Here is an 11,899-nt window from a genome sequence, read left to right as displayed (position 1 = left end):
ACCACCGGCGCGGCGAGCACGGACCGGGCGACCGCGACCGATCGCGGCGATCAAACCCACCCGGCCAGTTGCTCGTTACCGACCCACGCTCCTAGCCCGGTCGGCGACCAGGCGGGCCTGCGGGAGGGAGCCGCTCAGGACAGCGGGGCGCCGAGGTCCTGGGTCCACAGGGTGCCGGCGGGGCTGCCGGCCACGCCGATGCCGATGTCCTTGAAGCCGCAGTCGAGCATGTTGGACTGGTGGATGCCGCCGTCCATCCAGCGGGAGAAGACGGTCGCGGGCGCGGTCGGGCCCCGGTCGAGGTTCTCACCCCACTGGGACCAGCGGTAGCCGGCGGCGGTGATCCGGGCGTCGGGACGGACACCGTCGGGGTTGACGTGGTCGAAGAAGTTGCGGGCGGCCATGTCGTCGGCGTGCTTCTGGGCGGAGCTGTGCAGCCGGGGGTCGATCCGCAGCGGGGCGCAACCCGCCTTGGCGCGTTCGGCGTTGACCAGGTCCACGAGCTGCCGTTCCGGGGTGGGTGACGGTGCGGCGGTGGTCGGCCGGGTCGTGGTCGGCGTGGGAGTCGGCGTCGGGGTCTCGGTGGTGGGTGTCGGCGTGGGCGTGGGCGTGGGCGTCGGGGTGGCCGACGGGGTCGCGACCAGGGTCGGCAGAGCCTCCAGGGCGGCGGCCGGGGCGGTCGGTTCGGGTGTGGTGACGCGCGGCGGCTCGGTGTGGTTCGGCCAGACCAGGGCGAGGGTGGTCACGGCCACCGCTGCGGCCGCGCCGCCTGCCAGGGCGGCCTTGCGGGCGGCGGTCCCGGCCCAACCGCCGTGGGCGCCGGAGCCGCCGGCCGTTCCGGTGCCCGCGCCGCCGGCCGTTCCGGTGCCCGCGCCGCCGGCCGTTCCGGCGCCTCCGCCGGTTCCGGCCGCGCCGCCTCCCGCGGCCGCGGTGGAGTGCACGGCGGTCGTGGCGGCGGTGGCCGCGGTGTGCTGGAAGTGCAGCAGGGCGGGCGAGTCCATCGGGATCGGGACCAGGACGAGGCCGGCCAGCAGCCCTTCGGCGGGGAAGAGGTCGCGGCCGAGGCCGTCGCAGGCGCCGCAGCTGCGGATGTGCCGGGCGATGCGCTTGCGCCAGACCGAGTTGGGGGTGCCGTCGAAGCCGGCGGTGACCTCGGCGAGCCCGGGGCAGCGCGGGTAGGCGCCGAGGGCGCGGACCACCATCCGGCCGGCCTCCAGCTGCTTCTTCATCCGCTGGACGCGGACGGCGGCGTGCTGCGGGGACAGGTCGATGGCTTCGGCGAGCTCGGCGCGGGTGAGTTCGCCGCTGGCCTCCAGCCACCACAGGGCGAGCAGTTCGCGGTCGTCCGGGTCCAGCCAGCGGGTGGCCTCGGCCACCTCGCGGCGCTGACCGGAGAGGCCCAGGCGCAGGATGGTCAGATCGGTGAAGTCGGCTCGGGGGTCCGGGACTTCCCAGGTCTCGTCCAATCCGCCGACGGTGGGCTGCTGTTGCCCCGCCGCATGGCGACGGCGCACCTGGTTCATGGTGATGGCGACCAGCCAGGACCGGAAGGACTCCGGGTCGCGGAGCCCGTCCAGGCCGTCCAGGGCGCGGATCATGGTCTCCTGGGCGACATCGTCCACGTCGGCGTGGCCGCCGAGGGCCCGGCCGGCCACGTTGTAGACGAGCGGCAGCCAGGCGGCGACCAGCGCCTCCTGGGCCTGCCGATCGCCTGCCTGCGCCGCGAGTACCAGGGTCGTCCCGGCCCTGTTCTGCACATCAGCGTTCATGGTCCGCACTCCGTCTTGCCGTGTTTCCGTCCGCCGCTGCCTCCTCGGAGACCTGTGGGGAGTGATCAGATAACAACAATGTGCGCGGAATCGGAAAATCGGCCCGGTCGAGGGCCGGTGCCGGAGCCTCCCCCGGCCCGGTGCCGGAGCCGCCTCGCCCGGTGGAGATGCCCGGTGACGATCAGGAGGGGGCGGCGAAGACCTGGGTCCACCACGGACCGCCGGAGCCGGTCCGCACGCCCACCCCGAGCTGCTTGAACGCGCAGTTCAGGATGTTGGCGCGGTGGCCGGGGCTGTTCATCCAGGCGTCCATCACGGCCGCCGGGTCCTTCTGGCCGCGGGCGATGTTCTCGCCCCAGGTGCTCCATTGGTAGCCGGTGGCCTCGATCCGGTGGTCGGCGTGGTAGCCCTCGGGGCTGGCGTGGTCGAAGTAGTTGCGGTCGGCCATGTCGTCGCTGTGCGACTGGGCCGCGCTGGCCAGCCGGGGTTCGGCGGCGACCGGGCCGCAACCGGCCTTGGCCCGCTCGGCGTTGACCAGGTCCACCACCTGCTGGGCGTACGAGGAGGACGGGCCGCCGCCGACCGGGGTGGGAGCCGAACTGGCCACGGCGCGCTGGGCGGTGGCCGCTGCTGCACCACCGGCCCCGGCTCCCGCACCGGCGCCGCTCGCGGCAGAGCGGGTCGCGGTCGGGCTCGGCTTGGCGGTGGCGGTGGGCTGGGCGGTCGCGGTGGCCGTCGCGGTGGGCTGGGCGGTCGGGGAGGCCGAGGCGGTCGCGCTCTGGGAGGCCGGCGCGCTCGGGGTGGCCGACGGGTCGGTGGCCCCCGCGCTGCCCGGCGTACCGCCGCCGGGCACGGGTATCGCTCCCCCGGTGCCCGGCACCTGGATGCCCTGGTGCGTCCCCAGCTCGGCGGCGATCAGCGCGTCGGCCGCGACCGCCTGCCCAGCGAGGTCCCGGTCGGTCTGCTTGCCGCCGTAGGCCGCGTACCCGGCGCCGGCCAGCGCCGCGACCAGCCCCGTCCCGGCCACGGCGGCGACGACTGCGGTGACCGGCAGCAGCCCGCCGCGCCTTCGCGCCCGGCGGCCACGACCGCCCAGCCGCTGGGCGGCCCGCCGCGCGGCCCGCCCGCCGGGGCGACCGTGGGAGCCGCCGGGGCCGCCGCTCGCCGGGATGATGGTCGTCCTGTCGTCGCTGTTCACGTGGCCACTGCTTTCTGTCCAGGTCGGCGGGTTCGGGTGCCGACACCTGGGAGACCCCCCGGCGGTGCGCCGATAACAGAAAGTCCGAACGAATGTCCGTCAGCCTGGTGACAGCCTCAGCAGGTCGGGCCCTCCGGGGCCATGTCGTAGGTGACGAACATGGTCCGAACGGCCACCTGGTCGTACTTGCTGCGCGCCCGGTGGTTGTCGTCCGAGGTGATCCAGCGCACGGTGCTCCAGCCGCGCCCGGCGGCGATCTCCCGCAGCCGGGCCAGCAGCAGGTCCACCGCGCCGCCGCCCCGCACCTCGGGGGCGACGAACAGGTCGTCCAGGAACCCGCCGACCGCGCCGTGCAGCGGCCGGGAGAAGGGCCGGAAGTGCGCGAGCCCGACCGGCGTCCCGTCCGCGTCCCGGACCAGCAGGCCCTCCAACTCGTGCGCCGGGTCGGTCAGCCAGGACCACACCAGCTCGGCCTTCTCCTCCGGCATCGGCACCCGGTAGAACTCGCAGTAGCCGCGGAAGAGTTCACGCCAGGCCGGATAGTCGCCGGCCTCCGGCACGCCGACGGTCCAACGGTTCACGGCGGTGGTGCTCAATTCGGTCTCCCTCGATCGGGTGGACGGTGGAGAGCCAGCATGACGACCCGCCGGCCCGGCCGCCGATCTCCACCGCGGCCAACACCCGGTGCCCCGCACGCCACTCCGGCGGCTTCCCCGATGCCGGCGGACCACCCGGAAGAGTGACGCGCCTTCCTCGGCCCGGGCCCGTCGCCTACGGTGGGTCACCCCGAGGGCAACGACCGGAGGTTCCCCGTGGCGGATGAGCCGACCCCGCAGTACCGGAGCTACGCGTGGGAGGACGGGGAGGGCGGCCGCTACGTGGTCCTCTACCCGGGCACCGCGGAAGCCGACGAGGAGCGCAAGGCCCGCTTCCGCGCGATGGGCGCGCGGGAGGCGGAACTCCTCCGGGCAGAGGAGGCCGCGGAGGCGGCGAAGGCGGAGGTGGGAGTGGAGTGGGGGCGCCCGAGGCCCGCCCTGCGGCTGGTGCGCGGAGAGGGCTCCTGATCCGGTTCGGTGGCCTCAGGCGGCCTCAGGCGCCCGTCGGCGGCTGCGAGGACCGGTCCTTCGCCGACTGGTCCGCCCGGACCGGGCACCACCGCACGAGGTCCTCGCCCGGATCGCCGACCACCCCGACGACGACCTCGGCGTGCCCGCCCTCGCCGCCTGCGCCATGATGAGCGGGCTCCTCCCCGCACACCCTCCGAAAGGCACGCCCGTGCGCATCGTCATTCCGCTCTTCGACGGGTTCACCGCACTCGACGTGGTCGGCCCCTACGAGATCCTCCGGATGCTGCCGGACGCCGACGTCGTCTTCGCCGCAGCCGTGCCGGGCACGTACGCGGACGGCGAGGGGCGGCTCGGCCTGGTCGCGACGGAGTCCTTCCAGGACGTCACGAAGGCCGACATCCTGGTGGTGCCCGGCGGTCCGGCCACCCGTCGCCTCCTGGCCGACCAGCCGCTGCTCGACTGGATCCAGCGCGTCCACGCCACGACCCGGTGGACCACATCGGTCTGCACCGGCGCCCTGCTGCTCGCGGCAGCCGGCCTGCTCGACGGCCTGGAGGCCACCACCCACTGGGGAGCCGTCGACCTCCTGGAGTCGTACGGCGCCAAGTACACGGAGCGTCGCGTCGTGGAACAGCCCGGCGGCATCATCACCGCCGCCGGCGTCTCCTCCGGCATCGACATGGCCCTGCGCCTGGCCGAACTCGCCGCAGGCCGGGTCGCCGCCGAGGCCTTCCAACTCGCCATCGAGTACGACCCCCAGCCTCCCTTCGACGCCGGCTCCTACCGGAAGGCGTCCCAGGAGGCGAAGGACTACCTCGCGGCCCGGCGACGCTGACGAGCGGCGGATGCCGGGGATCCGACCAGCCCCGGGCCGTCCGGGGCAGGGACGGCCGGCGGGCCGCCGAGACCGACACCGTCGCCACCGAGGGGCTGTGACAGCGACCGTTTGGCGGAGTAACGTCAAATTCAAACCTGCCGTTCGGCAAGGAAGCCGCGACAGGGGGCGAATCGGCCATTCTCGGCAATCCGGCCACCGCACCCTCCGTGCGCGGAGCAGTGGCGGCTAGGTTGGCAATGACAACGAGAGGCGGCCGTCGGACAGCCGGCGGCGCACTGGCGAGAGGTGCCCGACCATGCAGGTGAGCGTCGACCGGAACCGCTGCTGCAGCTCCGGGATGTGTGTCATGAACGTCCCCGAGGTGTTCGACCAGGACGACGACGACAGCCTGGTGAAACTCCGTCAGACCACCCTCCGGTCCGACCAGTTCGCCGACGTCAGACTGGCCGCCGAGCTCTGCCCGGGCGGTGCGATCACCGTCGTCGAGGACGAGCCGGAGTCGAGTTCGGAGTCGGAAGCCGGATAGCCGATTCCCCGTTCCGGGGAACCAAGGTGACGATCCGCCATCGAGCCGAGCCCCACCCGAGGACACCGCGACGCAAGGAGACCCCGCCTTGACCAGCACGCCCACCACCCAGGCCGTCCCCGTCCCGGCCCCCCACTCCAGCGGCTGCCCGTTCGGCCCGCCGCCCGCGTACACCGACGCCGCCGCCAGAGGCCGGATCGTCCGCGCCGACCTGCCCGGCGGCGAGCTCTGCTGGCTGGCCACCGGCTACGCCGAGGTCCGCACCGTCCTGTCCGACCATCGGTTCAGCGCGGACGTGCGCCACCCGTCCTTCCCGCTGCTGGCCCCCGGCCGCCGGGAGATGCTCGCCGCCAACCCGAGCTTCCTGCGGCTCGACGACCCCGAGCACGCCCGGCTGCGCCGCATGGTCACCGGGGACTTCCTGGTCAAGCGGGTGGAGGCGCTGCGCCCGGGCATCCAGCAGATCGTGGACGAGACGCTGGACGCCATGACGGAGGGCCGGACGGAGGCCGACCTGGTCACCGAGTTCGCGCTGCCGGTGCCCTCGCTGGTGATCTGCCTGCTGCTCGGCGTGCCCTACGACGACCGCGACCACTTCCAGGGCCTGAGCCGGACCCTGCTGAACAACACGAGCTCCCTGGAACAGCTCACCGCGGCCCAGGCCGAGATCCTGGACTACCTCCGCGGCCTGGCGGCCCGGAAGCGGGAGCGGCCGGAGGACGACATCCTCAGCCGTCTCGCCGCACGGGACGACCTGACCGTGGACGCCGTCGCCAGCACCGGGTCGCTGCTGCTGGTCGCCGGGCACGAGACGACGGCGAACATGATCTCGCTCTCGACCGCCCTGCTGCTGGAGCGGCCGGAGCAGATCGCCAGGCTGGCCGACCCGGCCGCCCTGCCCGGCGCGGTGGAGGAGCTGCTGCGCCTGCTGACCATCGTGCACACCGGGCTTCCCCGGGTGGCACTGGAGGACGTGGAGCTGGGCGGCGAGACGATCAGGGCCGGGGAGGGCGTGATCGCGATGCTCTCCACCGCCAACCGGGACGACGCGATGTTCGGCGGTGCCGAGCAGCGGGCGACGGACGAGCTGGACCTGGACCGGGACGCCCGGCGGCACATGGCCTTCGGCTTCGGTGTGCACCAGTGCCTCGGCCAGCCGCTGGCCCGCGCCGAGCTCCAGATCGCGCTGGCGGCCCTGTTCCGCCGGCTGCCCGGGCTGCGGCTGGCCGTCGAACCGAGCGAGCGGAAGTTCCGCACCGAGTCGTTCATCTACGGGATGCGCTCGCTCCCGGTGGCCTGGTGACCGCACCCCGTTGCGGTCCGGGAGGTCGTCGGGGTCCGGGCAGCCCGGGCAGCCGGAAGGCCCGCCGGGTCACCCGGCTGGCCCCCACGCCGGGGCGGAGGCAGGCTTGAAGGGCCAAAGACAGTTCGGCCCTGCCGCGCCTGAGATCCGGCGCGCGGACCGGCCGAGGAGACGGAGCCCGCGATGACGGACATGAGCGAACGCTCCGAGGTGAGCAGCGACCGCGAGGAGGACGTCCGCGCCGCCGATCCCGAGGAGGGCATCACCTCGATGCAGAACCTGCACGCACAGGACACCTCACAGGCGGAGGGCGACCCCATGCTGGACGAACCCGGCTCCACCAGCTGACCGTCCGCCACACCGATTCAACCGCCCGGCGGGACCGGGCGGTCTCTGCGACCGCAGGTGTCACTGCCCGGGCGGCGGTTCACCGGCGGGGGAGGATAGGCGCATGACCGAACACGATCAAACCCGTCGGCAGCCCCAGCCGCCCGTGGATCCGCGCACCGCATGGGCGACCTGGACCACTCAGTCGATCATCAGCGGCCCCGGCGGGGTCTCCACCGCCGAGGTCGGTCCGATCTCCGGCGACCTCACCGTGCACACCACATGGGTGGACGGCGAGGCGCGGCTGACCGTGCAGTACACCGGCGCGCTGGACTGGTACACGGTCACCGGCAGCCCGGTGCCCGCGGCGGACGAGACCACCGCGCGGGCGATCCACCAGGCGATGGTGAACGGCGTCAAGGCGGGGCGCGGAGCGGAGGCCCCGCCGTCACCCACGGGCTAGCGCGTCCGCAAGGGGGCTCGCCGACGGGTACTCCGGCCCTCGACCGTCGGCCCGGCCGCGGCCACGGCAGCCGCGGCCGGGCCCTGGGCGCGCGGGGTGCGGGGTGCGGACGATTCCGGTGCGCCCTACCCGGTGATCTCCACCCCGCGCCAGAACGCCACCCGGCCGCGCACGTGCTCGGCCTCCGGCTTCGGGTCGGCGTAGAACCAGGCGGCATCCGGATTGGTCAGCCCGGCCACCTCCAGGGTGTAGTAACCGGCGGTGCCCTTCCACCCGCACACCGTGGTGGCCTCGGAGGGCCGCAGGAACTCGGCCCGGACCGACTCGGCCGGAAAGTAGTGGTTGCCCTCGACGACGACGGTGTCATCGCTCTCGGCGACGACGACTCCCTGCCAACTCGCTGTGGTCATACCGGCGATTGTGCCCCACGGCCGATCATCCGCCGGGCGGTTCGGGGAAACCGGGACGCACGCGACGGACGCAGGCCCTACGGCAGCGGATGCGCGTGGACCGGCAGGTGCGGACTCTGGTGGCCGCCGCTGGCGAGCATCCGGACCTCGCCCGCGTCGCTGATCTCGGCACGGACGATCCCGGTGGCGTCCTCGTACACGGGGTGGCCGCCCGGGCCCTTCGCGTCGGTCCGGGTGACCACGACCACGTCCTGCGGGGCCTGGGTGCCGGGGGTGCCGGGGAAGGTCAGGGCGTAACGATTGGCGGGGTTCATCTCCGGCTCCTGCTCCCTGTCGGTGACCTGTCCGCGTCAGACAGTGGCCTCGGCGGCCCGGTCGTGCGAGCCGCGGACCTCCAGCTCGGCGAGCAGCCGGGCGGTGGCCTCGGCCACCGCGTCCACGGCCCGGTCGAAGGCCTCGCGGTTGTGCGCCGCCGGGGCGCGGAAGCCGGACACCTTGCGGACGTACTGCAGCGCGGCGGCGCGGAAGTCGTCGCCGTCGGCGTCGGGCGTCACGGGCGGTCGCAGCGTCTTGATGTTGCGGCACATGCCCCCAGTCTCGCGCGCGGGCGCCGTGTCGGCGACCCCCTTTCGTCACATCCGCCTCACAGGGGCGTCATCCGGCCGGATTAGGATGCCGGACGAACGAATCACCCGCCGCGCCCGTACCCGGCGCGGGCATCACTCCGGAGTCACCCCCTTGCCTCTCGCGCTGTTCGCGCTGGCCGTCACCGCTTTCGCCATCGGCACCACCGAATTCGCCGCCATGGGGCTGCTCCCCCAGGTCGCCGGCAGTCTGCACGTCTCCATCCCGCAGGCGGGCTGGCTGATCTCGGCCTACGCGCTGGGGGTGGTGATCGGCGCGCCGCTGCTCACCGCACTGGCCGCCGGAAAGCCCCGCAAGGCGGTGCTGGTCGCGCTGGCCGCGCTGTTCGCGACCGGCAACCTGCTGTGCGCGGTGGCGCCGGACTTCTGGACGCTGGCCGCCGCCCGGCTGATCACCGGGCTCCCGCACGGCGCCTTCTTCGGGGCCGGGGCAGTGGCCGCCGCCGAACTGGTGGCGCCGGACCGGCGGGCCCGGGCGGTGGCGGTGATGTTCTCCGGACTGACCGTCGCCAACATCGTCGGCGTCCCGGCCGCCACCCTGCTCGGCCAGCACCTGGGCTGGCGGGCGACCATGCTGGTGGTGGTGCTGATCGCCGCCGCCGGGACGCTCGCCATCGCCCGGCTGGTGCCGGCTCTCCCCTCCCCCGGGCAGGTCGGGCTCCGGCACGAGCTGCGGGCCTTCCGCAGCGGGCAGCTCTGGCTGGCGCTGGCCACCGTGGTGTTCGGCTGCGGCGGCATGTTCGCCTGCTACAGCTACATCGCGCCGCTGCTCACCGAGGTCTCCGGGTACGCGACCGGCTCGGTGACCCTGGTGCTGGCGCTGTTCGGGACCGGCATGACCATCGGCAACGTGCTCGGTGGGTTCGCCGCGGACCGGGCGCTGCGCCCCACCGTCTGCGCGGCCTTCGTGCTGCTCTCGGCGACGCTCGCGCTGTTCGCGGTGACCGCGCACGCCCGCTGGTCGGCGGCGGTCACGGTGGTGCTGATCGGACTGTTCGGCTTCGCGATCGTCCCGGCGGTGCAGACCCTGGTGCTGCAGAAGGCGCGCAGCGCGCCCACGCTGGCCTCGGCGACGGTGCAGGGCGCCTTCAACCTGGCCAACGCTCAAGGGGCGTACTTCGGCGGGCTGGTGCTGGACGCCGGGTTCGGCTGGACCTCGCCGACCCTGGTGGGCTCGGGCCTGGCCGCCTCCGGCGCCCTGGTCGCGCTGCTCGCCTGGGCGGCGGACCGGCGCCGGCCGGTGTCCCCGGTGTCCGAGCCGGCCGCCGCCGTCATGACGACCGTCTAGATCCGTCTAGATGTCCCGGTGGGCGTCGGCCAGCAGCAGGTAGCCCTCGCCGTTGAGCTTGATGCCCGCCCGCTCCTCGTCGGTCAGCTCCCGGCGGACCTTGGCGGGTACGCCCGCGACCAGCGAACCGGGCGGGACGGTCATGCCCTGGGGAACCACCGCGCCCGCGGCGACCAGCGAACCGGCGCCGATCCGGGCGCCGTTGAGCACGGTGGCGTTCATCCCGACCAGGGACTCGTCCTCGACCGTGCAGCCGTGCAGCACCGCGTTGTGGCCGACAGAGATCCGCTCGCCGACCACCAGCGGGAAGCCGGGGTCGGCGTGCAGGGTGCAGTTGTCCTGGATGTTGCTGCCCGCGCCGACGGTGATCGACTCGGCGTCGCCGCGCAGCACCGCCCCGTACCAGATGCTCGCGCCCGGGCCCACCGTCACGTCCCCCACCACGACGGCGTTGGGTGCGAGGAAGGCGCTCGGGTCGACGGCGGGCACCTTGCCCCCGACTGCGGCGATCATCGGCTCTGCCATGTCTCGTCCTCCTGACGACGGTCCGCGCTACTGTCGCCGGTCAGCGTAGGGGGCCGGTCAGGGCGTGGTGCGGGCGAGGTCGGGTACGGACCCGGCGGCGAGTGCCGGGGCCTGGGCGCCGCACAGGGCGGTGACGGTGAGCCGGTTCCAGGCGGCGTTGGCGGCGTTCGCGTCCGCGACGTCGTAGACCGTGACGGCGGAGGCGAACTGCCGCTTGCCGTCCGCCGAGCCGAGCATCAGGGTGTTGTAACCGGGTATGCCGCCGGCGTGGCCCCAGTAGGTGCCGCACGGGGTTTCCAGGCGCTGGAGGCCGAGGCCGTAGCCGAGGCCCCCGCCGGAGGTGCCGGTCTGCTGCATCGCGGCGAGTTCGGTCGGGCGCAGCAGTCGGCCGCCGAGCAGGGCGCCGATGAAGGTGGTCAGGTCGGCGGTGGTGGAGATGCCGCTCCCGGCGGGGCCGGCCATCGAGGGGTCGAGCAGGGTGATGTCCACCGGGCCGGTGTCGGTCCTGAGGTAGCCGTGGGCGTGCGAGCCCGGGATGAAGGGCGAGTGGCCGGGCATCGAGGTGCCGGTGAGGTGCAGCGGGCGGATGATCCGGCGGGTGACCTCCTCCTGCCAGCTGCGGCCGGTGAGCTTCTCGATGATCATCCCGATCAGCACGTAGTTGGTGTTGGAGTAGCGCCAGTCCTGGCCCGGCGGGAAGGCGGGCGGGTACTTGTTGGCGATGTCCACCAGGTCCTGGAGGGAGTACGGCTTGAAGCGGCGGGCGGTCAGCCAGCCCTGGTCGTCGAACTCGAAGGCCGGGTCCTGGGTGTAGTTCGCGACGCCGCTGGTGTGGTTGAGCAGCTGGCGGACGGTGATCTGGGTGCTGTTCGGGACGATGCCGGGCAGCAGGCACTCCAGCCGGTCGTCCAGGTCCAGCCGCCGTTCGCCGACGAGTTGGAGCAGGGTGGTGGCGACGAAGGTCTTGGTGGTGCTGCCGATCCGGAACCGGCCCTCGGGGTCTGCGGGCAGGCCGGTGGCGAGGTCGGCGACGCCGGTGGCGTTGCGCCAGACCAGTCGGCCGTTCTCGCGGACGGCGGCGAGGGCGGAGGTGCTGTAGCCGGGGCGGGTGAGGCCGGCCAGGGCGGCGTCGGCGGCGGCCCAGTCGGCCCGGCCATCGGCGGAGTCCGTCCGGTCGGTGCGGTCGGCGGCGGTGAGGTGGACGGCGCCGTGGCAGCCGGAGGCCAGGGAGCGGTCGGCGGGTTGGCCGACGGCGGCCGGGGCGAGGGTGGCGAGCAGGCCCGCGCCCGCGGCGGTCACGACGGCGGCGCGCAGGAACGGCCTGCGGCGCCGGACGGTGCGGTCGGTGGCAGTCATGCCGTCCTCCCGGGGACGGGCCGGACGGTGCGACAACTCCGGCCGTTTCCATGGTTGTCCGACACCATGGCAGTTCGGTGGCGGCGCGTCCTCGGCCTGGCGGAGGAGGGGACCCGGACCGGTCCCGGGGCCGTACCCCGAGACGTCTCGGGGTACGGGCACCTTGACACGGGCCGGGCGACCGG

Annotated in this window: 15 protein-coding genes; 7 read left to right on the top strand and 8 right to left on the bottom strand. The window is 73.9% G+C overall.

Annotation, left to right across the window (positions count from 1 at the left end):
• Positions 1-134 precede the first annotated feature (134 nt).
• The 3 genes from ACGF12_RS17000 to ACGF12_RS16990 form a co-directional block, all read right to left on the bottom strand.
• Complete coding sequence (locus ACGF12_RS17000; RefSeq protein ID WP_393029929.1) at positions 135-1,769, bottom strand: sigma-70 family RNA polymerase sigma factor; 1,635 nt, start codon at positions 1,767-1,769, stop codon at positions 135-137.
• A 181-nt stretch (positions 1,770-1,950) separates the two neighbouring features.
• The gene (locus tag ACGF12_RS16995) at positions 1,951-2,967 is read right to left on the bottom strand and encodes a CAP domain-containing protein (protein ID WP_393029926.1); all 1,017 of its coding nucleotides are present in this window, start codon (positions 2,965-2,967) and stop codon (positions 1,951-1,953) included.
• Positions 2,968-3,083: 116 nt separating this feature from the next.
• The gene (locus tag ACGF12_RS16990) at positions 3,084-3,563 is read right to left on the bottom strand and encodes a GNAT family N-acetyltransferase (protein ID WP_393029923.1); all 480 of its coding nucleotides are present in this window, start codon (positions 3,561-3,563) and stop codon (positions 3,084-3,086) included.
• Positions 3,564-3,779: 216 nt separating this feature from the next.
• Between ACGF12_RS16990 and ACGF12_RS16985 the strand changes: the two genes are divergently transcribed.
• The 6 genes from ACGF12_RS16985 to ACGF12_RS16960 all read left to right on the top strand — a co-directional run bounded on the left by ACGF12_RS16985 (position 3,780) and on the right by ACGF12_RS16960 (position 7,491).
• Positions 3,780-4,031 carry a hypothetical protein gene (locus ACGF12_RS16985; RefSeq protein ID WP_393029920.1) on the top strand — a complete coding sequence of 84 codons (252 nt, stop codon included), beginning with the start codon at positions 3,780-3,782 and terminating at the stop codon, positions 4,029-4,031.
• A gap of 211 nt (positions 4,032-4,242) precedes the next feature.
• On the top strand, positions 4,243-4,869 hold the full coding sequence (locus ACGF12_RS16980; protein WP_393029917.1) for a DJ-1/PfpI family protein: 627 nt from the start codon (positions 4,243-4,245) through the stop codon (positions 4,867-4,869).
• A gap of 298 nt (positions 4,870-5,167) precedes the next feature.
• Positions 5,168-5,398, top strand: a complete 231-nt coding sequence (locus ACGF12_RS16975) for a ferredoxin (RefSeq protein WP_393029914.1) — start codon at positions 5,168-5,170, stop codon at positions 5,396-5,398.
• Positions 5,399-5,486: 88 nt separating this feature from the next.
• Positions 5,487-6,701: a cytochrome P450 gene (locus ACGF12_RS16970; RefSeq protein ID WP_393029911.1), complete on the top strand. Its 1,215-nt coding sequence runs from the start codon at positions 5,487-5,489 to the stop codon at positions 6,699-6,701.
• A gap of 183 nt (positions 6,702-6,884) precedes the next feature.
• The gene (locus ACGF12_RS16965) at positions 6,885-7,049 is read left to right on the top strand and encodes a hypothetical protein (RefSeq protein WP_387616524.1); all 165 of its coding nucleotides are present in this window, start codon (positions 6,885-6,887) and stop codon (positions 7,047-7,049) included.
• Positions 7,050-7,152: 103 nt separating this feature from the next.
• Positions 7,153-7,491: a hypothetical protein gene (locus ACGF12_RS16960; protein ID WP_393029908.1), complete on the top strand. Its 339-nt coding sequence runs from the start codon at positions 7,153-7,155 to the stop codon at positions 7,489-7,491.
• Between the two features lie 125 nt (positions 7,492-7,616).
• On the opposite strand, the gene ACGF12_RS16955 is transcribed toward ACGF12_RS16960, so the two are convergent.
• The 3 genes from ACGF12_RS16955 to ACGF12_RS16945 form a co-directional block, all read right to left on the bottom strand.
• Complete coding sequence (locus ACGF12_RS16955) at positions 7,617-7,901, bottom strand: DUF427 domain-containing protein (RefSeq protein WP_393029905.1); 285 nt, start codon at positions 7,899-7,901, stop codon at positions 7,617-7,619.
• Between the two features lie 77 nt (positions 7,902-7,978).
• Entirely contained in the window at positions 7,979-8,215 is a 237-nt protein-coding gene (locus ACGF12_RS16950) for a DUF6296 family protein (RefSeq protein ID WP_393029902.1), read from the bottom strand.
• Positions 8,216-8,251: 36 nt separating this feature from the next.
• Positions 8,252-8,488: a DUF2277 domain-containing protein gene (locus tag ACGF12_RS16945; protein WP_393029899.1), complete on the bottom strand. Its 237-nt coding sequence runs from the start codon at positions 8,486-8,488 to the stop codon at positions 8,252-8,254.
• 151 nt (positions 8,489-8,639) lie between these two features.
• Between ACGF12_RS16945 and ACGF12_RS16940 the strand changes: the two genes are divergently transcribed.
• Complete coding sequence (locus ACGF12_RS16940) at positions 8,640-9,833, top strand: MFS transporter (RefSeq protein ID WP_393029896.1); 1,194 nt, start codon at positions 8,640-8,642, stop codon at positions 9,831-9,833.
• 6 nt (positions 9,834-9,839) lie between these two features.
• Here ACGF12_RS16940 and ACGF12_RS16935 read toward each other — a convergent pair whose 3' ends face one another.
• Positions 9,840-10,358 carry a gamma carbonic anhydrase family protein gene (locus ACGF12_RS16935; RefSeq protein WP_393029893.1) on the bottom strand — a complete coding sequence of 173 codons (519 nt, stop codon included), beginning with the start codon at positions 10,356-10,358 and terminating at the stop codon, positions 9,840-9,842.
• Between the two features lie 57 nt (positions 10,359-10,415).
• The gene (locus ACGF12_RS16930) at positions 10,416-11,714 is read right to left on the bottom strand and encodes a serine hydrolase domain-containing protein (protein ID WP_393029890.1); all 1,299 of its coding nucleotides are present in this window, start codon (positions 11,712-11,714) and stop codon (positions 10,416-10,418) included.
• Positions 11,715-11,899 lie beyond the last annotated feature (185 nt).

This window comes from Kitasatospora sp. NPDC048296 (genome assembly GCF_043201815.1).
In the GTDB taxonomy this organism is placed as follows: Bacteria; Actinomycetota; Actinomycetes; order Streptomycetales; family Streptomycetaceae; genus Kitasatospora.
The sequence above is the reverse complement of the archived record's forward strand: the minus strand, read 5'-3'. Positions and strand labels throughout refer to the sequence as shown.